The following is a 22,821-nucleotide window of genomic DNA, read 5'->3' on the forward strand; positions in this document are numbered from 1 at the left end:
GACGGTTCGGGACCGACCGGGTCGCGGCCGGTCCCGAACCGGGCTCACCTGCCCGCGGGTACCGGGCTGTCGACGGTCTCGGGCTCGGCGAGCGAGCGGCCCCGGGTCTCCCGTGCGGCCAGGATCGCGATGATCGTGATCGCGCACATCCCGACCAGGTAGAGCGACACCGGCAGCGTGCTGCCGTAGTGCTGGAACAGCGCCGTGGCGATGAGCGGTGCTACCGCGCCCGCAGCGATCGAAGACAGTTGGCCACCTACAGACAGGCCCGTGTACCGCACTCGCGTGGGGAACTGCTCGGAGAAGAACGCCGCCTGCGGTCCGTACATCGCTCCGTGCAGCGTTAGACCTACCGCGGCCGCCACGATGATGAGGCCCGGAGAGCGGGTGTTCAGGAGTGCGAAGAACACGAACGCCCACACGGCCATCGCCACGGCGCCGAACAGGTAAACCGGTCGGCGCCCCAGTCGGTCGGACAATGCTCCCCAGAGCGGAATGCTGATGAAGTGGATCGCGGACCCGATCATCACCGCGTTGAGACCGACAGTCTTGGCCATGCCCAGTCCGGTCGTCACATAGACCAGGATGAACGCCGTGATGATGTAGTAAGACACGTTTTCCGCCATGCGCGCGCCGATAGTCACCAGCACCCGCTGCCAACTGTTGCGGAAGACCTCCACCACCGGCACGTGCGGCTCTGCACGTTCGGCGGCCTTGGCCTGCGCGGCCAGGAAGACCGGCGACTCGGTGACGGACAACCTGATCCACAGCCCGATGAGGACAAGAACGCCGGACAGCAGGAACGGGACCCGCCACCCCCATGCAAGGAAGGTGGCGTCTGACTGCACGGCTGCCAACAGGGCGAGTACACCGGTGGCCAGCAGGTTCCCGCCCGGGGCCCCGCACTGAGGCCACGACGCCCAGAACCCCCGCCGCTCGGGTGAGCCGTGCTCGGACACGATCAGCACGGCGCCGCCCCACTCGCCGCCGAGCGCGAACCCTTGGACCAGTCGTAGAGCCGTGAGCAACAACGGCGCACCCACGCCTATAGCCGCATAGGTGGGTAGGAGGCCCATCGCGAAGGTCGAGCCGCCCATGAGTAAGAGGCTCAACACGAGCAAACGCTTGCGGCCCACTCTGTCGCCGTAGTGGCCGAAGACGAGCCCGCCGATCGGCCGTGCGATGAACCCGATGGCATAGGTCAAGAACGCCAGCAGGGTCCCGGTGAGCGGGTCTGCCGTCGGGAAGAACAGCTTGTTGAACACAAGAGCGGCGGCAGAGGTGTAGAGGAAGAAGTCGTACCACTCGATCGTGGTCCCGATCAGGCTCGCTCCGACGATCCGCACGAACGGTTTGGACATGGCGACTCGCTCCGATCCGACTAGTTGGCTGTCCATCCGCCGTCGACCGGGATAGAGCTGCCGGTGACGTTGGCTGTGTGGGGACCGCATAGCCACAACACGGTGGCGGCTACGTCCTCGGGCTCGACCAGTCGCTTGATCGGCGACCGGTCCAAGAGCACTTGTTCGACCACTTCGTCCGCTCCGACCCCATGCGCACGGGACTGCGCCTCGATCTGGTCGGTTACCAGGGGCGTACGCACGTAGCCCGGACTGACGCAGTTGCTCGTGACCCCATGTGGCGCCCCCTCGATTGCTGCGACCTTCGACAGGCCCTCTAACGCGTGCTTGGCGGTGACGTACGCGGCCTTGTAGGCGCTTGCGCGTAGTCCGTGGACGCTGGAGATGTTCACGATCCGGCCCCACTCGCCCGCGTACATGTGCGGAACCAGGCGCCGGACGAGCAGGAACGGCGCCGTGACCATCACCCGCTGGATCGTGTCGAACCGTTCCGGCGGGAACTCGTGCAGCGGCGCCACGTGCTGCAGTCCGGCGTTGTTGACCAGGACATCGATGTCGGTGGGCAGCGCGTCGACGAAGGTCGGGTCCGCGAGGTCGACGACGTGCGCCATCCCACCCACCTCGGCGGCGAGTTCCTCGGCGGCGGGTCCCGCGCGGTCGACGACGTGCACCTTGGCGCCTGCCGAGGCCAGAACGCGCACACACGCGCGGCCGATCCCGCTCGCGCCGCCGGTCACGAGCGCGGTGCGACCCCGCAGGTCGCCGTTGTGATCCGGACCACTCTTCATGGCAGATGACGCTAGGTAGTGCGAGCTCGGCGGGCCATGTGCACGGGGCCTACAACCTGGCACGAGTGGGTGTTGATCACGGCTATGCCGACATGCGCACCAGTAACTGCGTAGTCTGACCTAGTGATTTGTCCGAAGTGCCAAAACGTGATGCGCACCGTCGACCGCCTCGGCGTGCACATCGACCAGTGCGATGGGTGTCGGGGGATCTTCCTCGACCGTGGTGAGCTCGAGCAGATTGCCGCAGCTGAGCAGCGCCACTACACAGCGGCGGCACCACCTCCGCCGTACCAGGGCGCGCCGCCGCCTGCCGCATATCCGCCCGCGCCCGCCGGGTACCCACCTGTGGCCGCGCCGTACCCGCCCCAGGGCTACGCGCACGGTCACCGCGACTCGCCCCCCGGGTACCGCGACTCGCCCCCCGGATACGGCCACCACGGCAGCCACGGTGGTCATTACGGCCACAAGAAGCGCCGTAAGAGCTTCCTCGAAGACCTCTTCGACTGATCCCGTTGAACCCGATGATCTGCGCGGCCTGCGGAGAGTGGGCCGACGCACCTCGGGTCGACGGCGATGTGCTGGTCTGCGGGTTCTGCGGACATCGGGAGCCGTTCGCGCGGCTCCCGATGTTCGCCCTGACCGGACCGAGCGGCACGGGTAAGTCCACCGTCTGCCGTGGTCTTGGCGCGCTCTTGGGCGACCACGCCGTCGTGGTGGAGCAGGACGTGCTGTGGATCGGCGCCTTGCGCGACCCGGAGGACGACTACGGCGCGTTCCGGCAGACCTGGCTGCGGATGGCGGCCATGATCAACCAGAACGGCCGTCCGACCGTCCTGTGCGGCACCGTCGCCCCGCCTCAGTTCGAGCACCGTCCTGAACGTGTCCTCTTCGCCGATATCCACTACCTCGCGCTGGTAGCCGAAGACGACGTGTTGGCCAAGAGGCTGCGAGCCCGCCCTGCCTGGCGTGGGTGGGCCGATGAGCAGCGGATCTCAGACATGCTCGCGTTCAACTCCTGGATCAAGACGACGGTCACCGAACCGCCGATGCGGCTGCTGGACACCACCTCTGCCGCGGTACAAGAGACCACCAAGGCTGTGGCCGACTGGATCCTGGACCTCCTCAAGGCCCGGTAGTGCCGTCGATCGCCTCTCGCAAGAAGTCGGCGTGCCCGTTGTGCCGCGCGTACTCGTGGATGAGGTGCAGCATCACCAACCTCAGCGACACGTCTGACTCCCACCGTGGGAAGTAGCCGGTCACATCCAGCGATAGCGCTGCCTGCTCGATGTCGCGCGAGTGCGCCACCTCCTGCTCCCAGACGGCCACCGCCTCACTGACCGTGGCACCCTCTAGAGCGAACGCCTGCTGGTAGTCACCGCTGTCCGACCACACAAGCGGCAGGTCTTCGCCGTTGATGACTCTTCTGAACCAGGTCCGCTCGACCTCGGCCATGTGGCGCACCAGCCCCAGCAAGGTCAGTTCCGACGGTGGCGAAGCGCGGCGGCGCATGTCCTCCGCCGAGACGCCGTCGCACTTCATCGCCAGCGTCGCGCGGTGGAAGTCGAGGAACGCGCGCAGGGTCTCCCGCTCGCCGCCGGTCAACGGCGGACTGATCCGTTCGGTCATGCCACCAGCCTCCCCTTCCGCCGGGACCGCGCTTCAGCCGCTGTGATCGACCGCACTGACCTGCGCAATCAGTGCGCTTGCAGTTGCTAGCACTCGGGCGTACCGTCGGTCGTGGCACGAGGAGGCGGTACCCGGTGGACGACAACGAGGCCAGTGCGATCGACAAGGTCGCCGACCTCGGCCGCGGGATCGGCGAGTACATCAAGCAGCAACGCAACAACGCCGAGATCTCGCTGCGCCAACTGGCGCGGTTGGCCGGGGTCTCCAACCCCTACCTCAGCCAGATCGAACGGGGCCTGCGCAAGCCGAGCGCCGAGATCCTGCAGCAGATCGCCAAGGGGCTGCGGATCTCCGCCGAGGCGCTGTACGTGCAGGCCGGGATCCTCGACCTCCCGGCCGGGGGTCCGGTCACCGACGCTGTCCGCGCCGACCGTGACCTGACCGAGCGGCAGAAGCAGGTGCTGTTGGACGTCTACGAGTCCTTCCGCCGCGAGAACGCTGCCGCCAAGTCCACTGTGGAAGGCCACCAGAGGAGTGACGATGACGCTGCCCAAGACCGATGACGTCCGCAAGGCCGGTACGCACGCGGTGAACACCGCGATCGAGCAGGCCCGTACCCCGCTTCTAGCCGCGCTCGGCGCAGGTGACCTTGCCGCCAGGGCGGTCGTGGAAGCCGTGAACAAGGCCAAGGCGCGTGCCGAGGCCACCCCGAACGAGTTGCGCGGCAAGTTCGACCCGGCTGAGCTGCGCAAGCTCGTCGAGGAGTACACCGCCGCCGCGTTCCGGCTCTACCAGGGCCTGGCCGAGCACGGTGAGGGTGCGCTGGACAAGCTGCGCGCGCAGCCGCAGGTCAAGAAGCTGGAGGAGGCCATCGAGGCCGCGCAGGTCCGGGTCGGTGTTGCCGCGGGCGACGCCAGGACCCTGGCCGAGGACGTGCTGGCCAAGGTGACCGGCAAGACCCGTGAGGCGGGCGAGAAGGCCGCCGAGACGGCCGAGACCGTCGCCGCCGAGGTCGCCGAGGCCGTGCTCGACGCGGGCGACGAGGTGGCCGAGGAGGCCCGCAGCGCCACCCGCCGGGTCGCCAACCGCACCGCCCCCGCTGGCAAGCCCGCCGTGCGCAAGCCCGCCACCAAGCCGACCACGAAGTGACCCGCCTGGACCCCGCGCGCCTCCCCCGGGTGAGCGCGTGGGGTCTTGTGGTGGATTCGGGCGGATCGCACGTAGGCTGACAGGGTGCCGGAGACCGCGTACTGGATCCTGAAGGTCATCGACTGGGCCGCCGTGCCCGTCGCGGCCTTCGCGTTCATCCACGCGCTGATGCAGCGGCCGGATGCCTACTCCGCCGCCGAGCGCCTCACCAAGCCCGCGTGGGTCGGCATCACCGCGGGGGCCACCGCCGCTCTGCTGCTGTTCAGCTTCGCGAGCACCGGCTGGATCCTGTGGACCGCCGGTCTTGTGGCCGCGCTCGTGTACATCGTCGACGTGCGCCCGAAGCTGATCGAGGTGCAGCGCGGCCAACGGTGGTGATTGCCCGGGCCTACGGCTCGGGAGATCCGCGCACGGTCGTAGTCCCAGGGCTGGGTGCCACCGCTGGTGAGGCCCGCATCCCGGCGTCAGGCATACCGGGCACCCGGATCGTGTTGACCCTTCCGTCGCACGCTGACGCCGCCGACGCGCCCGGCGATTACTGGCGCTACCCGACGATCGCCGATGACGTCGCCGGGGCGCTAGATGGGGCCAGGCAGGCCGTAGGCGTCTCGTTGGGGGCGGGCGCACTCAGCAACCTCGTCTCTCGCTCACCTGACGCGCTTGACCGTCTTGTGTTGATCCTGCCCGCCGCTCTTACCAAGCCGCGACCGTCAGCATCCGCAGAGCACGTGTTGGAGATGTCCACGGCGGCCCTCAACGCAGACAGGGCTAGCTTGCGAGCTCTTGTCGCGGCCGACGCACCAGACGGCTTGGATGACTACGTCGATGACCGCACAGACGCGCTTCTCCGATTGGGCCCTGCTCTAGATGCCGTCGCAACACAAATCCCGGTACCTGATCCGTCGGCTCTAATGCACGTCACCGCCGAGATACTTGTTGTTGCCGCAACTGGTGACCTATTGCATCCCGCTGAGACAGCGCGGGAGGCCGTGGCCGCGTTCCCGAAGGCGACCCTCGTCCAGTTCGATTCGGCCGCGCCAATGGTCACCCATCGGCGGGAGTTGCGCGCATTGTTGGTCGACTTCCTCGGCGTACGCTCTGCCGGGTGAACTGGACCATCGCCGGAACCCTCACCGTTCTCCCTGCCGCGGATCACCCCGAGTTGCTCGCAGACCCCGTGGTCAAGGCTCTAGCCGCGCTCGACGTCGACCGCGTCGGGGTGGCCGAGATCGATCCGGAACTCGCCGACACCGCGGCGTTCTGCGAGCACTACGGCTCACCGCTGAGTGCCTCGGCCAACTGCGTGATCGTGCTCGGCAAGCGTGGTGCCGAGGAGCGGCTCGCCGCGTGCCTGGTGCTCGCGACCACGCGGGCTGATGTCAACGGTGTGCTGCGCAGGCGCCTGAACGTCCGCAAAGCCTCATTCGCGCCGATGGACCTCGCGGTCGAGCAGAGCGGAATGGCCTACGGCGGCATCACCCCGGTCGGTCTGCCACAAGAGTGGCCGCTGTACGTAGACGCTGCCGTTGCCGCCGCTCCTGAAGTCGTGATCGGTAGCGGTATCCGGGGCAGCAAGTTGCTCGTGCCAGGGGATTTGCTGGCCGCGCTACCCGGCGCCGAGGTGGTCGAAGACCTCGCCCGGTAGACCGAACGAGGGGCGTTGGCCCCGACGATCGTCGGGATGACGCCACATTCCCTGTTCCACCACGCTTTCAGTGTGCTTGCATACGCCCCGTGAGCAGGAGAGGGGCTATCACGTGACTACGCAGACCGAGATCGACGGGACAGTCATCGAGCGAGCGGTGATCCGGGTGGGGATCGTCGACGACGAGCCGATGGCACGCGCCTTCGTGTCCAAGATCCTGGGCGCTGCCGCGGACGTCGCGGTCGTCGCCGAGGGGGCTGACGGCGCCGACGCGCTGGAACTGGTGCGGACCACCGAGCTGGACGTGCTGCTGCTCGACCTGCGCATGCCCAGGATGGACGGGCTGGACGCGCTGCGCGAGCTCAGGAGACAGCCGAGAGTGCCCGCGGTCGTGGTCCTCACGACCTTCCACGCGGACCAGGCGGTCGCCACCGCGCTGCGGCTTGGCGCAAAAGGTTTTCTGCTCAAGCACATCGAGCCTGCCGAGCTGATCCGCGCCGTTCGCGTGGCGGCCAACGGTGGCGCTGTCCTCGACCCGACGTTGACCAACGACCTCATGGGGCACCTGGCCAGCCACCACCTCGACCGCATCGGTGCCGCGGCCGAGGTCACCCGGCTCTCCGCCCGGCTGCGCGACGTGCTCCGCCTGGTGGGGATGGGGCGCAGCAACGGCGAGATCGCCGAGGAACTGCGCCTGTCCGACTCCACCGTGAGGGGCTACGTCTCGGAGATCCTCGCGGCCACCGGTTGCGCTAACCGGGTCACCGCGGCCGTACTCGCACAGCGAGCGGGGCTACTCGACTGAGCCGTAGGAGTTGAGGAACGCAACAGCCTCGGCGGCGTCATCGGTGACCAGGATCCACTGCTCCGCGGGACGCCCCTTGGCCAGTTTGCGCACTAACGGCGCGGCCGGGACCTCCTCGGTCCAGAACCGCTCGCCCAGGAACACCATGGGCGCAGCGGGCCCCACCGAGCCGTAGTGGTTCTGGGTGTAGTCCTGGAACACCTCCTGGACGGTGCCCGCGCTGCCCGGCGTGTAGATGATGCCGCCGGTGGCCACGGTCAACAGGCCCTCTTCGCGTACCGAGTTCTCGAAGTACTTCGCGTGCAACTCGCAGAAGGGGTTCGGCGGCTCGTGCCCGTAGAACCAGGTCGGGATCCCAATGGTTCTCGGGCGGTCTCCGGTCGGCAGGTCCACGGCCAGGCCCGCGGCCAGCCACCTGCCGATCTCCGCAGGGTCGACCGACCGGCCGCTGGCGAACCTCGGCGCCGACGCCAACACCGCCAGGGCGTCATCCACACCGGACTTGTCGGCGAGCCGAACGCCGAGCGGTACGGCCTCCATCGCACCAGGGCCGCCGCCGGTCAACACCGTGAACCCGGCTTGGCCCAACTGCACGCCTAGCTCTACCGCCCCTCGGTAGCCCTCAGAGTCACGGGTCAGCGCGTGGCCACCCATGACGGCGACCGGCATCCCGGTGAGTACCTCGTCGAGTGCCTCGCTGATGCCGTGGTCGTGCAGCCGTTCGGCCAACGCGTGCAGCGGGTCCGGCGGGTGCCCCTGCTCCTGGGTGTGCTGGTAGATCCGGGCGTCAGGGGTGATCGCGTAGGACTCCGGTCGGCTTGCGTCGAACCCCTCGAACAGCTCATCGGGGGTGTAGAGACGCGAGCGGTACACCTCGTACGGCAACCCGGGTACAGCCGGGAAGAGGAGAGCGCCGGCGGCGTGGGCACGCCGTTGGGTCTCTGGGCGGAGAGTGCAGCCTAGGAACAGGGCGCCGTCGAGGGACGTCCTCAGCAGTGAGTCGTCGTCCGGATCTGTCAGGTCTAGCCCGACCAGGACGGTCCTACGTAGGTCCAAGCCGTTCTCGCGATGCTTACGCAGGCTTGGCAATTCGGCGATCTCGATGCGCACGCCGGTAGCCTAAGCATGCCCGGTTGCCGACGTATGGAGAATGATGAACCAGGTCCAGGCGCTTGCCGAACGGACGATCGCCGCGCCTGTGGACCGCGTGCGCGCCGCTGTGGCCGACTACCGGGAGACCCGGCCGCGGATCCTCACGCAGCACTACAGCGAGTACGAGGTCCGCTCTGGCGGGGTCGGCGCGGGCACTGTTGTGCACTGGCGGTTCCAGGCCACGAGCAAGAGGGTCCGTGACTGCCTGCTGGAGGTCAGTGAGTTGACCTCGGGCGCCCTGGTGGAAGCGGACCGGAACTCCACTCTGGTGACGACGTGGACCGTCGACGGCAACGCCACCACTTCGACGGTGCGCATCGCCACTACCTGGGAAGGTGCCAACGGCGTCGGAGGGTTCTTCGAGCGCCTCTTCGCGCCTGCCGGACTCAAGCGCGTGCACGACGAACTGCTGGCGAACCTCGCCGCCGCGCTCTAGCCCAACGCCTGCATGAACGGCGCGTGAACGCCTTGGCGGTCGCCCGGGAGCGGGCGACCGCCAAGGGTCATCAGGTCGCCGTGGAAGGCCGGTGCGAGACCTCGCTCGGACAGCCAACTCCCCAGTTCTGGGTGCTTGTCGTCGATGTCGACCCTCACCTGACCGTCCGCGCCTACCGCTAGGTCCGTGATGAGCGTGCGGGCGTCGACAGGATTAACGGCGATGACAGGTCCAACGATGGTGGTTCCCATCTCGCTGCCTGGGCGCCAACGTGCCGCGTAGCCGACTAGTTGGCCGCCGCGCTCTATCACGCGTACCTCGTCGGCGAACGTGAACAGTCCGGACAGGACATTGGACCGGTCCGCGCCGAAGACCACCGTGTCGAGAGCCAGGATGGCCGCCAGGTCCCCCTGGTCGGCCACCCTCGTGCAGTCACTCAGGTCCGCTTCGAACGTGCCCGTGTACGCGTCTACCTCGGCCAGTGAACGGAAACCGAGGCGCTCATAGAGCGGGCGCCCCAGTGGCGTCGCGTGTAGGTGCACGGTCGACTCGCCCGCCTCGGCCAGCGCGTGGCTGACCAGGCGGGTACCCAGGCCCTGTCGGGCGTGTTGGGCGGCCACCAGCACCATGCTGATGGCCGCCAGATCGCCGGAAGTGGTCAGGATCGTGGACGCGACCAGGCCCCCGCGCTGGTCGACGATCCCGTAGCCCTGCCCGACATCGAGCAGGTACTCCCACTTGCGGTCCTCGTAGGGCCACTCCCGGTCCGCTGCCAGCGCGAGGCAGGGTCCGAGGTCGGTAGTGGACAGCGTTCGTACTCTCATGGTGCCAACCTCCCCAGTGGTCACACGAGAATCGTGCCGCGTGTTTGCCTTGTGCGGCAACCGAATTAGCGTGCATACCCGGAAAGTCCCAGTTCGTCAAACGGCTACCCCGAGTTGTCCCCACGCCATCGTGTCAATGACGCCGCCCCGCCGCCGGGCTTACCTTGGAGATCGGAAGCCAATCCGACTCACCGAGGAAGACGTTGTGCGACACCACGTTCGCGGCACCGACCGGAGCCGATCCCGCTCAGAACACCACGGTCTTGTTGCCGTGCAGCAGGATCCTGCCCTCCAGGTGCGCCCGCAGGCCGCGTGCCAGCACGACCTTCTCGATGTCGCGCCCCTTGCGGACCATGTCCGCCACCGAGTCCGCGTGGCCGACCCGGATCACGTTCTGCTCGATGATCGGACCCTGGTCCAGATCGGCGGTCACGTAGTGGCAGGTGGCGCCGATCAGCTTGACCCCGCGCTTGTGCGCCTGGTGGTAGGGCCGCGCGCCGATGAACGAGGGCAGGAAGCTGTGGTGGATGTTGAGCGCGCGCCCGGCCCAGTCCGCGCACAGCTGCGCGGGCACCACCTGCATGAACCGGGCCAGCACGATCGCGTCCGGGGTGTGCGCGTCCACCAGTTCGCGCAGCTCGGCGAAGGCGGCCGCCTTGCCGTCGGGGTCGGCGGGGAAGGGCACGTGGTGGAACGGGATGCCGTGCGCGCGGGTGATCGGGGCCAGGTCGGGGTGGTTGCCGACGACCGCGCGCACGTCGACGTCCAACTCCCCGCTGTGCACCCGGCCGAGCAGGTCGTAGAGGCAGTGCCCCTCCTTCGACACCAGGATCACCACCCGGCGGCGCACCCCGGTGTCGATCACGCTCCAGTCCGCGGCCGGGCTCAGCTCGCCCGCCACCGCGGCGAACCGCTCGCGCAGCTCGTCGATCCCGAAGTCGATCGACTCGGCCCGCACCTCCTGCCTGGTGAAGAACCAGTTCGTCGCCGGGTCGGTGTGGTAGGCCGCCTCGACGATCCACCCCCCGGCATCGGCCAGGAACCCGGAGATCCGCGCGACGATGCCGGTCCGGTCCGGACATCCCAACCTGATCACATAACGACGCTCGTTCGACGGCACGGGCCAATCCTCGCAGCTGCTGTCCACTTGGCAGTCCACCCCGTTCGATCCCGCCTGCGGGCGTGGGCGGCTGCCGCGTGGTCATGCGGGTACCGGCTGTGGTGTCTCGTCGTTCGAGTGGTTCTGGGGGTCGTCCGGTGGTGCCGGTCGAGGGTTCTCGCGGTCGGTCCGGACAGGAGGGTCCGCTTTGGTCAACGGTTGTGGCCGATCGCGATGTGGCGCGCTCTCGTTGCCGGAGCGGGTGGCCGGTCGCGTGGTGCGACCGGCCACCCGGGGGGACTACGACAGCCTGGTCTCCGCGTACTCCGTCATCGCCGCGCGCAGGAACTCGGCGAGCCGGGGGTCGCTCTTGTCGAAGTTCGCGCGGAACCGGGGGTCGTCGGCATAGACATCCGCCAGGCCCCGGTACGACTCGCGGTTGGGCTGCCAGAACGCCTGGATCCAGCGGTAGTGGCCGTCGATCGTGGTCTGCACCTGCGCGTCCTGCGGGGTGCGACCCGCGTCGATGTGCGCGACCAGTGCCGTCACCATGGCCGCCCACTCCTCGCCGTGGCCCTGCTGCCAGGTGCCGCCGCCGTCCACCGCCGCGGAGCCCCAGCGCTCCCTGGCTTCCTGCTGCAACTGCTCCTGGGTGGCGGCGTCGAACCCCTCGAACCAGTGGTCGGTCTTCGTCATCGTCGTTCCCTCCTCGACATCGGTGATGGTCCTGGAGACGGTCCTGGCCAGCCGGTCGAACCGGTCGCGCTCGGCGAGCAGCCAGCGGTGGTGCATGCGCAGCACCGCCACCCTGTCCTGGCCGTCGCGCACGATCTCCGCGATCGCGTCCAGCCCGAGCCCCAGCTCCCGCAGCACGAGGATCTGCTGCAACCGCAGCAGTTGGTCCTGTTCGTAGTAGCGGTAGCCATTGGCCCCCACCCACGCGGGCGGCAGCAGGCCGATCGCGTCGTAGTGCCGCAGTGTCCGCGACGTCACCTTCGACATGCGGGCCACCTGTGCCGTCGACCAAGCCATCCGAACCTCTCCTACCTGGGCTTTTCCTGCCCGACACCTACGGTAGAAGTTGACGCGACGTCACTGTCAAGCCGAGTTCGGCGCCACGGCCGACCACGAAAGGGTGACTTCGCCCAGCCGCCACCGGCGACGGGTGTCCAGCACCGGCCACCCCTCGGCCGCCAGCAGCCGCACGGCCTCCACCCAGCGGGCGCGCGGGCCGAAGGGGGCGAACGGTGCCGCCGTCGCCCAGCACGCGTCCAAGGCGCGCAGCAGGTCGAACACCGGCTCGCCGGGCACGTTGCGGTGGATCAACGCCTTCGGCAGCCGTTCGGCCAGGTCGGACGGGCGGTCCAGGTCCGAGGGCAGGCACGCCAGCGTGAAGGTGCGCGGGCCGTCGGCGTCGAGCAACACCCACGCGCAGCGCCTGCCGATCTCGTCGCAGGTGCCCTCCACCAGCAGGCCGCCCGGCGCGAGCCGCGACAGCATCGTCTCCCACGAGCGCGCCGACTCCTCCTCGGCGTACTGGCGCAGCACGTTGAACGCGCGCAGCAGCACCGGTCGCGCACCCGCCAGTTCGAACCCGCCGCGGCGGAAGTCCAGCCCGGGCGGCTCCGCCACGGCCTTGCCCGCCGCGACTCGCTCGGGGTCGATCTCCAGACCGAGCACCCGGACGCCCGGGTGCACCGCGCGCAGCCGCGCTGCCATCTCGATCGTGGTCACCGGCGTGGCCCCGTACCCCAGGTCGACCACCAACGGATCCGGACTGTCCAAGGCGGACCGAACGGCTGCCGTGCCGGTCAACCAGCGATCCACTCGACGCAGCCGATTCGGGTTGGTCGTCCCCCGAGTCGGCACCCCCAGCGCGCGAGCACGCCCCGCCGCCAACCGCGGTGCTTTAGCCATCACCACCACACCTCGACTCCACGGCGGGCACCTGCCCTCGACCGGGCGCTGGCCTGCTGCGGCCAATTGTGTTGCTCGTCCAACCGCGGCGTCTCGCCCATCGCGACCGAGTGGCTCACCGCCACGCTTGTGCTCCTCCAGGCCCGGTGGCTCAGCGCCATGCCGCTGTTCTTCTCGGGTCGGCAGTTCACCGGGAGACCTCTGCTCTTCATGGGCCGGTGCTTCGTCACCGACGGCCAATGCTGCGCCGCCGCTCGACCCTCCGCGGCCTCCCGGCGTCTATTGGCCTGTGGACGCCGCACTGGCTGCCGCCTCCGCACGAGCCCCCGGCTCGCTGAGCCTGGATGGTGTGCCGCCGTCTCCAGATGCACCAAGACCGGCGTGCGCACCGCGGGCCAGCCATTCGCCGCAGACTCTAGACGGACCGCGGTCTCCGGGCATTCGCCAACCTGTTCGCGCCTCGCACACTGCCGACTCGGCGGGAACCCTCCGCTGCCTGCAACCTCGTCTGCTGACTGCGGGTGCGCCACGGCCGGTCGGTGTGCTGCGGGTTGGTCACTTGCCGCGAACTCTCGACGTGCTGCGGGTTTCCGCCACTCGGCGGTCCGTTGGTGCGCACCTGGCTGTGGGTTCAGCGTGGACGCTTGGCGCGCTGGAGTTCGGTGGTGTGCTTTCGGGTGCGCCGTTGCCCGTCGGTGTGCTGCGGACTGGCTGCGTGCCGCTGGGTCCCGGCACTTGACCCGGGGGTGCGGTGCCAGTGGGTTCCGTACCGAGGTTGGGCTCCCGGCGATGTGGTGGTCGGCTGTGGTCTCTTGGGTCGCCGCCCTCTGTCGGTGTGCCAGCGGTCTGGTTGCCGTTGGTTCTCGGCGCGGTGCGGCTTGGCGGTCTTCTGCCGCCATCCGGTGTACCTCGGCCCGCCGGTGTGTTGCTGGGTGGTGGTCCGTCGCTTGCGGTTGGTGGGACGCCAGCTGTTGGTGGTCCGCCGTCCGCGGGAACAGTCGGGCGCCGCCGGGGAGTAGGTCCTTGGCGGCCGCCGCTGGGAGGTTCTGGCCTGCGGGGTGGGGTCGCTTCATGGTGTGGGGGCGGGTCGTGGGACGCGTCCGTGGTTGCGAGTGGGGCATCGGTGAATGGGTGTGGAAAGGAGAGGAGGTGGTGTGCGGGTCACTGCGACTCGGCGAAGGCGGCCTCTGCTGCGAGGAGGTCGCGGACGTGGGTGGCGATGACTGACTCGATCTTGCCGCCGATCAGGGGGATGCGGACCTTCACCTCGGCCGCGGTGCGCAGTTCGCTGCCGGACGGTGTGTTGGTGAGGGTGTAGGTGCCGGTGATCTCGGCGGGGACACCCGCGACGGTGGCCTTGGTCGTGCCGGTGAAGCCCGGGGAGTCGGGGTGCCAGGTCTCGGTGCGCTCGACCACCAGGTCGCCCTTGAAGACAGTGCGGACGGCTGAGGGGAGTTTGGCTGAATCGATGCCCTGGCGCAGGCGGTAGCGCACTGTCTCGCCGGTGATCTCGTGGTCCACGAGGGTCGCGTCCTTGCCGCCGATGGCGCGCAGGCGGGACTCCAGGAACGCGCGGTCGACCAGTCGTGCGTGCACGGTTGCGGCTGGGATGGTGAACGCGGCGCGGTGCTCGATACGGCTGGTCATGAGCGGGAGGTTACCGTTGGTGCCCGTGACCAGCCTTCCCCTCGGCGCCGACGTTCGTTCCGGTGTCCCGCTCTCCGGTTACACCACGCTGCGGCTGGGTGGACCTGCGGCCAGATTCGTCACCGCGGCCTCGGCCGCGGAGGTGGTGGACGCCGTCAAGGCCGTCGATCGGAGCGGGGAACCGCTGCTCGTGCTCGGCGGCGGGTCCAACCTGGTCATCGGGGATCTCGGGTTCGACGGGACCGTCGTGCTGGTGGCCAACCGCGGGAGCAAGATCGACTGCGTTCAGCCTGGGCGGGTCCAGTTGACCGTCGAGGCCGGTGAGGACTGGGACACCGTCGTCGCGGGCACGGTGGAGGCCGGGTTGGGTGGGCTGGAATGCCTGTCCGGGATCCCCGGGCTCGTCGGTGCCACCCCGGTGCAGAACGTCGGGGCGTACGGGGTCGAGGTGTCGCAGGTGCTCGTGTCGGTCGACCTGCTCGACCGGGCCACCGGGGACGTTCGGACGTTGCGCACCGACGAGTTGGGGTTGGACTACCGGACCAGCATCCTCAAGGGCACCGACCGGGCTGTCGTCCTGCGGGCGCGGTTCGAACTGTCCGACGACGGGCTGTCCGCGCCGATTCGGTACACCGAGTTGGCCAGGGCGCTCGGGGTGCGGCAGGACGACCGGGTGCCGGTGGCCGACGCGCGGGCGGCGGTGCTGGACCTGCGGCGGGGCAAGGGCATGGTGCTCGACGCGGCTGATCACGACACGTGGAGTGCCGGGTCGTTCTTCACCAACCCGATCGTCGCGCTCCCGGCGGTGGACGACGTCCTGGCCAGGATCGTCGCCGTGGTCGGGGCGGACACCGCCGTCCCCCGCTATCCGGCTGGGCCGGGGGCCGCCAAGCTGTCCGCGGCCTGGCTGATCGAGCGCGCCGGGTTCGGCAAGGGCTTCACCCGGGGCAACGCGGGCCTGTCCTCCAAACACACCCTCGCCCTCACCAACCGCGGCTCCGCCACCACCGCGGACCTCCTGGGCCTGGCCCAACAGGTCCGCGACGGCGTCCACGACGCGTTCGGGGTGGTCCTGCACGCCGAACCGGTCCTGGTCAACTGCGCCCTGGCGTGACCGAACCACCCGAGCCCGGGTGAAACCCCTTGCCGGACTGGAAGAGGCCGGGCGGGGAGGGCACGGTGGTCAGGTGGTGCCGTGGTCAGGTTGTGCGGTGGTCAGGTTGTGCGGTGGGCGCGGGTCGCTGAAGCCTGGGCTCGGGGCTTGAGGACGATCTGGTCCAGGTTGACGTGCGGTGGGCGGGTGGTGGCGAAGGCGATCACCTCGGCCACGTCGTCGGGTGTCAGGGGGGTGATGCCCTCGTAGACCTTGGCGGCGCGGGTGGTGTCGCCGTTGAAGCGGACCAGGGAGAACTCGGTCTCGACCATGCCGGGGAGGATCTCGGTGAAGCGGACGGGGTCGCCGAGGTGTTCGCCGCGGAGGGTGCGGTGGAGGGCGGACTGGGCGTGCTTGGCCGCGGTGTAACCGGAGCCGCCGTCGTAGAGCTCGATGGCGGCGATGGACGTGACGGTCACCACGTGGCCGTTGCCGGAGGCGATCAGCTTGGGCAGCAGGGCCTTGGTGACCCGCAGCGTGCCGAGCACGTTGGCCTCGTACATCCACCGCCAGTCGTCCTCGACCGCGGCGTCGACGCGCTCGAGACCCTTGGCGCCACCGGCGTTGTTCACCAGCACGTGGCACTCTGGAACCCGGTCGGCGAACGCCTCGACCGAGACCGGGTCGGTGACGTCCAGTTCGATCGCGTCGCCGCCGACCGAGTCGGCGACCTCGGCAAGCCGGTCCAGCCGCCGGGCGCCGAGCACCACGTGGAAACCGGCCGCGGCGAGGTGGCGGGCGGTGGCCGCCCCGATGCCCGCGCTCGCCCCGGTGACTACTGCGATTGGCTTGTTCACGGTTGTCGATCCTGCCCCGCGGCCGGGGCCAGGACCGGGCACGGGACTATGAGCACTGTCACACCCGACGTGGCGCACCCCATCGCCACCCGGGCGTCCTACATCGGTGGGGGAAGACTCGACACTGGAGGTTCCACGGTGAGACGACCGGCTTCGACGACCAGGACCAGCGGCATCATCGGTGCGCTCGTCGTGGTTCTCGCGCTGCTCGCCGGCTGCACCTCGGAGGAACCGGGGACACCTGGCGGCGGCAGCGGCGGCGGTGGGGACAGCGGCCAGCAGCAGCAAGCGGACGCGCCCAAGGCCAAGCTGACCGCCAGTCTCGCCACGGACGCGGCCGACGTGCCGCCCGGCGACCCGCTCAAGATCAGCGTGACCGAGGGCGCCATCGACTCGGTCGAGGTGCTCAGCCCGGAGGGCAAGCCGGTCAAGGGCGCCGTGGCGCAGGACAAGCTGACCTGGGCGTCGGCCGAGGTGTTCGGGTACGGCAAGAAGTACACCTACACCGCCGCGGCCACCGGCTCCGATGGCAAGAAGGTCGAGCTCAAGGGCGCGTTCACCACGCTCAGGCCCGCCAAGACCCCGCGCGCGACGATCAACCCGGCGGACAACGCCACCGTGGGCGTCGGCATGCCGATCAGCGTGAAGTTCCCCGAGGGCAAGGTCACCGACAAGGCCGCCGTGGAGAAGGCGCTCGTCGTCGACACCTCGAAGAAGGTCGAGGGCTCCTGGGCGTGGCTCAACGACCAGCAGGTCGACTGGCGGCCCAAGGAGTACTGGCCGTCGGGCACCAAGGTCACCGTCACCGCGAAGCTCTACGGGCTGGCCTACGGCGGCGGCGCCTACGGCAAGGCGGACCTGAGCACCACGTTCACCGTCGGCCGCAACCAGGTGGTCAAGGTCAACACCCCGGACCACAAGATGAACGTCTACCGCGACGGCGTGCTGGCGGCCAGCTACCCCTCCAGCAACGGCAAGGACGCCGACCCGAACCTGAACACGCCCAACGGCACGCTGATCGTCATGCAGAAGGACCCGATCGGCGACTTCTCCAACCCGCGCTACGGCTACACCAACGTCAAGAAGAAGTGGGCCGTGCGGATCTCCAACCACGGCGAGTTCATCCACGAGAACGAGGAGAACCGCGGCAACATCGGCAAGGCCAACACCTCGCACGGCTGCGTGAACCTGCTCGAGTCCGACGCCAAGACCTACTTCGACTCCGCGCTCATCGGCGACCCGGTGGAGATCACCGGCTCGAAGGCGAACATGCCCACCAGCTCCGACGTCTTCGACTGGCTGATCCCGTGGAGCCAGTGGCAGAAGATGTCGGCGCTGCGTTGACCCATACCGTGCTCGGTGCGGGCGGCGCCACGCTGGCCGTCCGCACCGCCGGGGATCGCACCGCGCCGCCGATTGTCTTCGTGCACGGGTGGGCGCAGTCCAGCCGCTGCTGGGCCGCCCAGTTCGCTGATCCGGTGCTCGCCGCCGCGCACCACCTGATCGCCGTGGACCTGCGTGGGCACGGCGAATCGGACATCCCCGACACCGGCTACGACGACCCGGCCGTGTGGGCCGAGGACCTGGCCGCCGTGCTGGCGTTCGCCGGTGCCCCCGCGGTCGTCGTCGGCTGGTCCTACGGCGGCCTGGTGATCACCGACTACGTGCGCGACCGCGGCTGCGCCGACCTGGCCGCCATCGTCCTGGTCGGCGCCATCACCGAGATCGGCAAGGGCCACCCCGGTGGGCGGCCGGGCCCCGCGATGGTCGCCGCGCTGCCCGCCGCGTTCGCCGAGGACCTCGCTGTGGCCGTCCCCGCTGTCGCGTCCCTCACAGTGGCCATGACCGCCGAGCCCGCCCCCGGCGCCCTCGCGCAGGCATGGCTCGGGGACACGCTGCGGGTGCCGCCCGCGGTCCGGAAGGCTTTGTTCAGGCGGGATGTGGGCAGCGGCGACGTGCTCGCGGGGATCACCGCGCCCACCACCGTCGTGCACGGGACCGCCGACGTGGTGGTCGAACCTGCCGGTGCCGAGTACGCGGCCGGGAAGATTCCCGGTGCCACACTGCGTTGGTTCTCAGGGGTCGGGCACGCGCCCTTCGCCGAACGGGTCGACGAGTTCAACGGTGTGCTCCGCCAGGCCGCCCTGGCCGCGGAGGGCCGGAAGGGGTGAATCCGGGGTGACTCCCACGCAGCTGCGCAGCCCTCGCCGCATCGCGGTCCTGTCGGTGCACACGTCCCCGTTGGAGCAGCCCGGCACGGGGGACGCGGGCGGGATGAACGTCTACATCACCGAGACGACCACGCGGATGGCCCAGCGCGGCATCGCGGTCGAGGTGTTCACCCGGGCCACCGCCTCCGACCTGCCACCGGTCGTCGAACTGGCCCCCGGCGTGCTGGTCAGGCACGTCTCCGCAGGCCCGTTCGAGGGGTTGCAGCGCGCCGAGCTGCCCAGCCAGCTGTGCCCGTTCACCGCGGGCGTGCTGCGCGCCGAGGCCAGGCACGAGCCGGGCCACTACGAACTGGTGCACTCGCACTACTGGCTCTCCGGCCAGGTCGGCTGGCTGGCCCGCGAGCGCTGGGGGGTGCCGCTGGTGCACACCGCGCACACCCTGGCCAAGGTCAAGAACGCCGCGCTCGCCGACGGCGACACCCCGGAGCCGCTCGACCGCGTGCTCGGCGAGCAGCAGGTGGTCGACGAGGCCGACCAGCTGATCGCCAACACCGCCGTCGAGGCCGCGCAGCTGGTCGACCTGTACGACGCGGCGCCGGAGAAGGTCAGGACCATCGCCCCCGGGGTCGACCTGGACCGCTTCCGCCCCGGCGACCGGGCCGCGGCCAGGGCCAGGCTGCGGCTGCCGCAGGACGCCGTGGTGGTGGCCTTCGTCGGCCGCATCCAGCCGCTGAAGGCGCCGGACGTGCTGCTGCGCGCCGCCGCCGAGCTGATCGCCAGGGGCACCGTGGCCAGGGACAAGCTCGTCGTCCTGGTCGCCGGTGGACCCTCCGGCACCGGCCTCGACCAGCCTGCCGCCTTGCAGGACCTGGCCGTCGCCCTGGGCATCGCCGACGTGGTGCGGTTCCTGCCGCCGCAGTCCGGTGCCGCGCTGGCCACCGTCTACCGCGCCGCCGACGTGGTCGCCGTGCCCAGCCACAACGAGAGCTTCGGCCTGGTCGCCCTGGAGGCGCAGGCATGCGGCACCCCGGTGGTCGCCGCCGCCGTCGGCGGGTTACCGGTCGCGGTCGCCGACCGGGTGTCCGGCCTGCTCGTCGACGGCCACGCCACCACCGACTGGGCCGACTCGCTCGGCCGCCTGGTCACCGCGCCCGGCCTGCGGGCCGAGCTGGGCGCGGGCGCGGTCCGGCACGCCAGGGCGTTCTCCTGGGACCGCACCACCGACGCCCTCATCGCCGCCTACGTCGAGGCCGACCACGTCCTGCGGTACGCCTCCGCGCGTGCTGAGGTGGCCGTGTGACCGATGCGCATTCACTCGACCAGGTAATCGCGGACGCGCTCACCGAGCGGGAGTTGGACTACGAGCGGCCCCAGCAGGGCCGGTTCCACGTCACCCTCCCCGGGATCAAGAAGCAGCGCACCAACTGCTGGCTCATCCTGGGCAACCACGCGCTCAGCGTCGAGGCGTTCGTGTGCCGCAAGCCGGACGAGGCGCACGAGGAGGTCTACCGCTTCCTGCTGCGCCGCAACGCCCGGCTCTACGGCGTGCACTACACCGTCGACCGGTTGGGTGACATCTACCTGGTGGGCAAGGTCAGCCACGCCGCGGTGACCGCCGACGAGCTCGACCGCCTGCTCGGCCAGGTCCTCGAGGCGGCCGACGGCGACTTCAACACCCTGCTGGAGATCGGCTTCGCCTCGGCCATCCGCCGCGAGTGGGACTGGCGGACCTCGCGCGGCGAGTCGCTCGCCAACCTCCAGGCGTTCGCCCACCTGCTCGAACCCGCCGGGCAACGGGGCCGTGTCGCAGACGAGGCCGACTCGTGATCACCCCGCCCGCAACGCCCTGACCCGCGCACCCCGTCTGCATGTCAGACGAACAGCGCGAGAGGGGAGCTCGACATGGTGATCCGGAGAGCCGGGTTAGCCGGGGTGCTGCTGGTGGCGGGGGCCTTGGCGGCGGGGTGCACGTCGACGGACAGCATGTCGTCGGGTGGGGCGCCTGCCGCGCCCGTCCCCGCGTTGCAGCAAGAGGTGGGCGGGCCGGGCGACAGCACCGACGTCGCCACCGGGACGGGCGCCCGCTCCGGGTCGTCGCCCACCGAGGCGAACAAGGAGCCAGCGGAGCAGCCACGGGTCAACCAGCCGGGCGTGGACCGCAAGCTCGTCCGCACCGCGAGCGTGGAGCTGACCGCGGGCAAGGTGTCCGACGCCGCCGACCAGGTCCGCGACGCGGTGACCTCCGAGGGCGGGTTCTCCGGGCAGGAGCAGGTCAACGACCGGTACGCGACGCTGACCCTGCACGTGCCGTCCGACCGGCTGGACAAGGCGCTGGAGAAGATCACCGCGGCCGGGCAGGTGCGCAACCGCTCGCAGACCGCGCAGGACGTCACCGAGCAGGTCGTGGACGTGGAGAGCCGGATCGAGACCCAGCGGGCCAGCCTGGGCAGGGTGCGCGCACTGCTCGACCGCGCGGGCACCATCTCGGAGATCGTGCAGCTCGAGGGCGAGGTCACCCGGCGCGAGGCCGAGCTGGAATCGCTGCTCAAGCGGCGCGAGGTGCTGGCGGGCAGCGTGGCGCTGTCGACGGTGACCGTGCGGATCAGCCTCGACGGGGCCGCCCCGCCGGTGGCCGAGGAGGACGACTCGTTCCTCGGGGCGCTCGCGACCGGGTGGCGGGCGTTCCTGGACGCGGGGTCGTTCGTGCTGCGCGTCGTGGGCACCGTGCTGCCGTTCGCGGTGGTGCTGGGGATCCCGGCCTACCTGCTGTGGCGCGCTCGTCGGCGCAACCGCACCGCGGTGACCCCACCGCCCGCGGTAGCAGCACCTGTCACTGAGAGCTGACGCTGTCGCGTTCCCGAACCGGGCTTGTGAGTGGCGGGGTGGTTCGAGCGCGTGGGTGCCGTCGCGTTCCCGAACCGGGCTTTGAGTCGCGGGGCGGTTCGAGCGAGGGGGAGTCGCGTTCCCGAACCGCCCCGCGCCAGCCCGCTGCATCCCGTGGCGGGGGGCACCCGGGAGCCTCGCGGGTCGGCGGCTCGGCAGGGGAGTCGAGCCGCGCGGGACGCCACCCGGACCAGGGAGTGCGTGGGAGCTGACCCGGGGCGCCTATAGGTCAACTTGTCAGATGCTGGACGCCCGCACAAGGCCGACAACTACGCCATTCGTGTCTGTCGCAGACTGTTAGTAACTATTCGATCACGGAAGTCGGTGATCCGACAACTATCTGTGCCTTTGGCGGCGTTTGGGGGTACAAGCTGGGCCAAATCGGGTGTCACCCGGTGGTGGCTGCTGCTGAGCGGCGCAACCGGCTCACCCCTTCGGGCCACGGCGACCATCGGGGCCACCGGTGAGCAGTGGCACACCCCGGGTGAGCTCACCGTTCTGGCAGGCTTTCGCCATGGCCATCGGAACCCTGGTGTTGCTCCGCCACGGCGAGAGCGTCTGGAACGCGCAGAACCTGTTCACGGGCTGGGTGGACGTCGCCCTGTCCGAGAAGGGGGTCGCCGAGGCGTCCCGGGGTGGGTTGCTGCTGCGCGAGGCGGGCATCCTCCCGGACGTCGTGCACACCTCGCTGCAGCGCCGCGCGATCACCACCGCCCACCTCGCCCTCGACGCGGCCGACCGGGTGTGGATCCCGGTGAAGCGCGACTGGCGGCTCAACGAGCGGCACTACGGCGCGCTCCAGGGCAAGAACAAGAAGCAGACGCTGGCCGAGTTCGGCGAGGAGCAGTTCATGCTCTGGCGCCGCTCCTACGACACCCCGCCGCCGCCCATCGACCCCGGCGACGAGTTCAGCCAGGACGGCGACCCCCGCTACGCGCACCTCGGTGCCGCCGCCCCGCGCACCGAGTGCCTCAAGGACGTCGTGGTCAGGCTCGTCCCGTACTGGGAGCAGGAGATCGTGCCCGACCTGCGCGCGGGCAAGACGGTGTTGGTCGGCGCGCACGGCAACTCGCTGCGGGCGCTGGTCAAGCACCTCGACGGCATCTCCGACGGCGACATCGCGGGCCTGAACATCCCCACCGGCATCCCGCTGCGCTACGACCTCGACGAGGCGCTGAAGCCGACCAACCCCGGCGGCACCTACCTCGACCCGGACGCCGCGAACGCCGCGATCAGCGCGGTGGCCAACCAGGGCCGCTAGTCCCTAGTGGACTGACGGATCGGACGAAGTGGACGCCCAACCGGTCGTTGGGGTGTCCACTTCGGCCGGTCCGGTGCCGCCGACACGGCCGGGAGTCGTCGACCCGG

At 69.9% G+C, this 22,821-nt stretch carries 26 protein-coding genes; 16 read left to right on the top strand and 10 right to left on the bottom strand.

Annotated features, from left to right (window positions below; genetic code table 11):
- Positions 1-44: 44 nt before the first annotated feature.
- Together CLV68_RS05490 and CLV68_RS05495 are read right to left on the bottom strand one after the other, a co-directional pair.
- The gene (locus CLV68_RS05490; RefSeq protein ID WP_121389450.1) at positions 45-1,361 is read right to left on the bottom strand and encodes an MFS transporter; all 1,317 of its coding nucleotides are present in this window, start codon (positions 1,359-1,361) and stop codon (positions 45-47) included.
- A gap of 20 nt (positions 1,362-1,381) precedes the next feature.
- The gene (locus CLV68_RS05495; protein WP_121389451.1) at positions 1,382-2,149 is read right to left on the bottom strand and encodes a 3-hydroxybutyrate dehydrogenase; all 768 of its coding nucleotides are present in this window, start codon (positions 2,147-2,149) and stop codon (positions 1,382-1,384) included.
- A 123-nt stretch (positions 2,150-2,272) separates the two neighbouring features.
- Between CLV68_RS05495 and CLV68_RS05500 the strand changes: the two genes are divergently transcribed.
- Positions 2,273-2,656: a TFIIB-type zinc ribbon-containing protein gene (locus CLV68_RS05500; RefSeq protein ID WP_092781310.1), complete on the top strand. Its 384-nt coding sequence runs from the start codon at positions 2,273-2,275 to the stop codon at positions 2,654-2,656.
- Positions 2,657-2,670: 14 nt separating this feature from the next.
- Entirely contained in the window at positions 2,671-3,285 is a 615-nt protein-coding gene (locus CLV68_RS05505; protein WP_211346510.1) for a P-loop nucleotide/nucleoside kinase family protein, read from the top strand.
- Here CLV68_RS05505 and CLV68_RS05510 read toward each other — a convergent pair.
- Positions 3,272-3,775 carry a DinB family protein gene (locus tag CLV68_RS05510; protein WP_121389453.1) on the bottom strand — a complete coding sequence of 168 codons (504 nt, stop codon included), beginning with the start codon at positions 3,773-3,775 and terminating at the stop codon, positions 3,272-3,274. The two genes, CLV68_RS05505 and CLV68_RS05510, sit on opposite strands and share 14 nt — an antisense overlap.
- Before the next feature lie 134 nt (positions 3,776-3,909).
- Here CLV68_RS05510 and CLV68_RS05515 point away from each other — a divergent pair, with 134 nt between their 5' ends.
- From CLV68_RS05515 to CLV68_RS05540, 6 genes are all read left to right on the top strand, one after another.
- Positions 3,910-4,338, top strand: a complete 429-nt coding sequence (locus CLV68_RS05515; RefSeq protein ID WP_092781301.1) for a helix-turn-helix domain-containing protein — start codon at positions 3,910-3,912, stop codon at positions 4,336-4,338.
- Positions 4,316-4,924 (top strand): hypothetical protein, encoded by a 609-nt coding sequence (locus tag CLV68_RS05520; protein ID WP_121389454.1) that lies wholly within the window; start codon positions 4,316-4,318, stop codon positions 4,922-4,924. The genes CLV68_RS05515 and CLV68_RS05520 overlap by 23 nt, the downstream gene beginning before the upstream one ends.
- A gap of 84 nt (positions 4,925-5,008) precedes the next feature.
- The gene (locus CLV68_RS05525; RefSeq protein ID WP_121389455.1) at positions 5,009-5,302 is read left to right on the top strand and encodes a DUF2516 family protein; all 294 of its coding nucleotides are present in this window, start codon (positions 5,009-5,011) and stop codon (positions 5,300-5,302) included.
- Entirely contained in the window at positions 5,296-6,033 is a 738-nt protein-coding gene (locus CLV68_RS05530; RefSeq protein ID WP_246009676.1) for an alpha/beta fold hydrolase, read from the top strand. Before CLV68_RS05525 ends, CLV68_RS05530 begins: the two co-directional genes overlap by 7 nt.
- Positions 6,030-6,569, top strand: coding sequence for a YbaK/EbsC family protein (locus CLV68_RS05535; protein ID WP_121389456.1), 540 nt, complete (start codon positions 6,030-6,032; stop codon positions 6,567-6,569). The genes CLV68_RS05530 and CLV68_RS05535 overlap by 4 nt, the downstream gene beginning before the upstream one ends.
- A gap of 112 nt (positions 6,570-6,681) precedes the next feature.
- Positions 6,682-7,374, top strand: coding sequence for a response regulator (locus CLV68_RS05540; RefSeq protein ID WP_245782543.1), 693 nt, complete (start codon positions 6,682-6,684; stop codon positions 7,372-7,374).
- Here the strand turns inward: CLV68_RS05540 and CLV68_RS05545 are convergent.
- Positions 7,363-8,484, bottom strand: a complete 1,122-nt coding sequence (locus tag CLV68_RS05545; RefSeq protein ID WP_121389457.1) for an LOG family protein — start codon at positions 8,482-8,484, stop codon at positions 7,363-7,365. The two genes, CLV68_RS05540 and CLV68_RS05545, sit on opposite strands and share 12 nt — an antisense overlap.
- A 43-nt stretch (positions 8,485-8,527) precedes the next feature.
- Between CLV68_RS05545 and CLV68_RS05550 the strand changes: the two genes are divergently transcribed.
- Complete coding sequence (locus CLV68_RS05550) at positions 8,528-8,962, top strand: SRPBCC family protein (RefSeq protein ID WP_121389458.1); 435 nt, start codon at positions 8,528-8,530, stop codon at positions 8,960-8,962.
- Here the strand turns inward: CLV68_RS05550 and CLV68_RS05555 are convergent.
- The 5 genes from CLV68_RS05555 to CLV68_RS05575 all read right to left on the bottom strand — a co-directional run bounded on the left by CLV68_RS05555 (position 8,959) and on the right by CLV68_RS05575 (position 14,449).
- Positions 8,959-9,786 carry a GNAT family N-acetyltransferase gene (locus tag CLV68_RS05555; RefSeq protein ID WP_121389459.1) on the bottom strand — a complete coding sequence of 276 codons (828 nt, stop codon included), beginning with the start codon at positions 9,784-9,786 and terminating at the stop codon, positions 8,959-8,961. The two genes, CLV68_RS05550 and CLV68_RS05555, sit on opposite strands and share 4 nt — an antisense overlap.
- A gap of 247 nt (positions 9,787-10,033) precedes the next feature.
- Entirely contained in the window at positions 10,034-10,906 is an 873-nt protein-coding gene (gene purU, locus CLV68_RS05560; protein ID WP_121390983.1) for a formyltetrahydrofolate deformylase, read from the bottom strand.
- A 279-nt stretch (positions 10,907-11,185) separates the two neighbouring features.
- Positions 11,186-11,917 (bottom strand): MerR family transcriptional regulator, encoded by a 732-nt coding sequence (locus tag CLV68_RS05565; protein ID WP_121389460.1) that lies wholly within the window; start codon positions 11,915-11,917, stop codon positions 11,186-11,188.
- A gap of 66 nt (positions 11,918-11,983) precedes the next feature.
- Positions 11,984-12,802 (bottom strand): class I SAM-dependent methyltransferase, encoded by an 819-nt coding sequence (locus CLV68_RS05570; RefSeq protein WP_121390984.1) that lies wholly within the window; start codon positions 12,800-12,802, stop codon positions 11,984-11,986.
- Between the two features lie 1,161 nt (positions 12,803-13,963).
- A complete protein-coding gene (locus CLV68_RS05575; protein WP_121389461.1) occupies positions 13,964-14,449 on the bottom strand; it encodes a DUF2505 domain-containing protein in 486 nt (161 codons plus the stop codon).
- Between the two features lie 25 nt (positions 14,450-14,474).
- Between CLV68_RS05575 and CLV68_RS05580 the strand changes: the two genes are divergently transcribed.
- Positions 14,475-15,563: a UDP-N-acetylmuramate dehydrogenase gene (locus CLV68_RS05580; protein ID WP_246009678.1), complete on the top strand. Its 1,089-nt coding sequence runs from the start codon at positions 14,475-14,477 to the stop codon at positions 15,561-15,563.
- Between the two features lie 101 nt (positions 15,564-15,664).
- Here CLV68_RS05580 and CLV68_RS05585 read toward each other — a convergent pair whose 3' ends face one another.
- Positions 15,665-16,399, bottom strand: a complete 735-nt coding sequence (locus CLV68_RS05585; protein WP_121389463.1) for an SDR family NAD(P)-dependent oxidoreductase — start codon at positions 16,397-16,399, stop codon at positions 15,665-15,667.
- Positions 16,400-16,573: 174 nt separating this feature from the next.
- Between CLV68_RS05585 and CLV68_RS05590 the strand changes: the two genes are divergently transcribed.
- The 6 genes from CLV68_RS05590 to CLV68_RS05615 all read left to right on the top strand — a co-directional run bounded on the left by CLV68_RS05590 (position 16,574) and on the right by CLV68_RS05615 (position 22,714).
- Positions 16,574-17,743, top strand: coding sequence for a L,D-transpeptidase (locus tag CLV68_RS05590; RefSeq protein ID WP_425454839.1), 1,170 nt, complete (start codon positions 16,574-16,576; stop codon positions 17,741-17,743).
- Complete coding sequence (locus CLV68_RS05595) at positions 17,740-18,570, top strand: alpha/beta fold hydrolase (RefSeq protein WP_121389465.1); 831 nt, start codon at positions 17,740-17,742, stop codon at positions 18,568-18,570. The genes CLV68_RS05590 and CLV68_RS05595 overlap by 4 nt, the downstream gene beginning before the upstream one ends.
- A 7-nt stretch (positions 18,571-18,577) precedes the next feature.
- Positions 18,578-19,870 (top strand): D-inositol-3-phosphate glycosyltransferase, encoded by a 1,293-nt coding sequence (gene mshA, locus CLV68_RS05600; protein WP_121389466.1) that lies wholly within the window; start codon positions 18,578-18,580, stop codon positions 19,868-19,870.
- Positions 19,871-19,896: 26 nt separating this feature from the next.
- Positions 19,897-20,397, top strand: coding sequence for a type III secretion system chaperone family protein (locus CLV68_RS05605; protein WP_425454840.1), 501 nt, complete (start codon positions 19,897-19,899; stop codon positions 20,395-20,397).
- Between the two features lie 75 nt (positions 20,398-20,472).
- A complete protein-coding gene (locus CLV68_RS05610; RefSeq protein ID WP_121389468.1) occupies positions 20,473-21,414 on the top strand; it encodes a DUF4349 domain-containing protein in 942 nt (313 codons plus the stop codon).
- A 553-nt stretch (positions 21,415-21,967) separates the two neighbouring features.
- Positions 21,968-22,714: a phosphoglyceromutase gene (locus CLV68_RS05615; protein ID WP_121390985.1), complete on the top strand. Its 747-nt coding sequence runs from the start codon at positions 21,968-21,970 to the stop codon at positions 22,712-22,714.
- Positions 22,715-22,821 lie beyond the last annotated feature (107 nt).

The organism is Actinokineospora cianjurensis (assembly GCF_003663795.1).
In the GTDB taxonomy this organism is placed as follows: Bacteria; Actinomycetota; Actinomycetes; order Mycobacteriales; family Pseudonocardiaceae; genus Actinokineospora; species Actinokineospora terrae.

What these genes read in the sequence shown, in the direction of transcription:
- CLV68_RS05490 (WP_121389450.1), bottom strand. Translation starts at nt 1,361, where the DNA reads ATGTCCAAACCGTTCGTGCGGATCGTCGGAGCGAGCCTGATCGGGACC.
- CLV68_RS05495 (WP_121389451.1), bottom strand. Translation starts at nt 2,149, where the DNA reads ATGAAGAGTGGTCCGGATCACAACGGCGACCTGCGGGGTCGCACCGCG.
- CLV68_RS05505 (WP_211346510.1), top strand. Translation starts at nt 2,671, where the DNA reads ATGATCTGCGCGGCCTGCGGAGAGTGGGCCGACGCACCTCGGGTCGAC.
- CLV68_RS05510 (WP_121389453.1), bottom strand. Translation starts at nt 3,775, where the DNA reads ATGACCGAACGGATCAGTCCGCCGTTGACCGGCGGCGAGCGGGAGACC.
- CLV68_RS05520 (WP_121389454.1), top strand. Translation starts at nt 4,316, where the DNA reads ATGACGCTGCCCAAGACCGATGACGTCCGCAAGGCCGGTACGCACGCG.
- CLV68_RS05550 (WP_121389458.1), top strand. Translation starts at nt 8,528, where the DNA reads ATGAACCAGGTCCAGGCGCTTGCCGAACGGACGATCGCCGCGCCTGTG.
- CLV68_RS05555 (WP_121389459.1), bottom strand. Translation starts at nt 9,786, where the DNA reads ATGAGAGTACGAACGCTGTCCACTACCGACCTCGGACCCTGCCTCGCG.
- CLV68_RS05565 (WP_121389460.1), bottom strand. Translation starts at nt 11,917, where the DNA reads ATGGCTTGGTCGACGGCACAGGTGGCCCGCATGTCGAAGGTGACGTCG.
- CLV68_RS05570 (WP_121390984.1), bottom strand. Translation starts at nt 12,802, where the DNA reads ATGGCTAAAGCACCGCGGTTGGCGGCGGGGCGTGCTCGCGCGCTGGGG.
- CLV68_RS05575 (WP_121389461.1), bottom strand. Translation starts at nt 14,449, where the DNA reads ATGACCAGCCGTATCGAGCACCGCGCCGCGTTCACCATCCCAGCCGCA.
- CLV68_RS05610 (WP_121389468.1), top strand. Translation starts at nt 20,473, where the DNA reads ATGGTGATCCGGAGAGCCGGGTTAGCCGGGGTGCTGCTGGTGGCGGGG.
- CLV68_RS05615 (WP_121390985.1), top strand. Translation starts at nt 21,968, where the DNA reads ATGGCCATCGGAACCCTGGTGTTGCTCCGCCACGGCGAGAGCGTCTGG.